Here is a 1,382-nt window from a genome sequence, read left to right as displayed (position 1 = left end):
GGAAAAAAGTCATTGCGCTTTTACCTTGAAACCGACAAGTTTGAATCACGGATAACAAATCAGCAGTTTGTTCAAACTGAGATCTTGCACCATTCTCAATTAGCCATACTGCCAACCACTAACAGTGATGTCAAAACCCTGCTGACGAGCTAAACTCTGGGTGCGATCGATATTAATTAACAGCCCCAAAACTACTAGAGATGCCAACAAAGTTTCTCTCGCCAGTAGCGCCGCCTCTCCCCAATCTGGCAAGGTAGTTTTTCCCGATGCTAGATATGCCCAGAAGGCGAGAAAGTAGGCAATAAAAGATAATACTAGCCAGCGATAAACTCCCAATAAAGTGCTTTGTCCAAACCGATGCAAACCAAACCGATGTTTCACAGTCTTAAAGAATCCTTCAATCTGCCAACGTCTTCTACCGAGTCGAGTAATGTAGACAGCAGATAAAGGTTTTGTCGAAATTACAAAGCGTTTTTCGAGACTGCCATCATCCCGTTTGAGCCAATACCAAGACAGGGTGACGGGAAAGTTTAATCCTTGCAGCACTACTTGCTGACCCCTTTGTAGTCCTTGGTTTACCTGCCGCGCATCTGCCAACCTCCGATCGCTCCTAATCCCAAAAATACCACTTGTACGTGGTTGTTTTTTTACCCAGTTGAGCATTTCTATACTGCCAAATGCGCTATCACCTAATACTCGAATTTCATAATGTGCTGTTAAGGTTTTTGGCAGAGTTTTTAGCAATCTTTGACCAAGTTTTATTGGCGCCAACTCTCCCTTGCCCCGATAGACTCGGAACCCCCAAGGTACTCGACTTCTTCCCACAAGTATGTAGAGGACTAACAGGTGCAATCCTCGTTTACCATTGTAGACTCTAATTAGTTTCCCTAACCCTGAGAACTTACCAACTTTTTCCAAGGTAGTCATATCCAAAATTACAGTTAAAATTGGTCGCCTCCCAAGCCCTCTTTCGGCTTTTACTTGCCTGATGATCTCTGCCCGCACAACTCTAATTACTGCCCGGACTGACCATTTGTAATGATTGAGGAAGCGACTAATCGCGCTGGCACTTACTGTTTGAGAATGCTGAGGTAAACTTTGTCCTGTTGCTTCCAAAAATAGACCTAGCAAGGCTCGCAGACTTTTTTGTTGATATTTGCTTGGCATTAAATCCATCAAGGTATAGACTAATGCTTGGGCGTAATTAAGGATGGTTAACATTAACTTATCAGATTGTTTATACGCCCTTTATTTCACATTTTGGTACAGAATGCAAGGGCTTATTGAGAATGGTGCAAGATCTCAGTTCAAACCGAGACATTGACCGGGAACCGCCAGATACCTTACGTTTAGTCACAGCCGAGGAGCAAAGAACGTTCTGC

Annotated in this window: 1 protein-coding gene; it reads right to left on the bottom strand. The window is 43.6% G+C overall.

Annotation, left to right across the window (positions count from 1 at the left end):
• Nucleotides 1–99 precede the first annotated feature (99 nt).
• Nucleotides 100–1,221 (bottom strand): transposase, encoded by a 1,122-nt coding sequence (locus tag QUB44_RS30860; RefSeq protein WP_333168830.1) that lies wholly within the window; start codon nucleotides 1,219–1,221, stop codon nucleotides 100–102.
• Nucleotides 1,222–1,382 lie beyond the last annotated feature (161 nt).

This window comes from Microcoleus sp. AT3-D2 (assembly GCF_036705715.1).
Lineage (GTDB): Bacteria > Cyanobacteriota > Cyanobacteriia > Cyanobacteriales > Microcoleaceae > Microcoleus.
The sequence above is the reverse complement of the archived record's forward strand: the minus strand, read 5'-3'. Positions and strand labels throughout refer to the sequence as shown.

What these genes read in the sequence shown, in the direction of transcription:
- QUB44_RS30860 (WP_333168830.1), bottom strand. Translation starts at nt 1,221, where the DNA reads ATGTTAACCATCCTTAATTACGCCCAAGCATTAGTCTATACCTTGATG.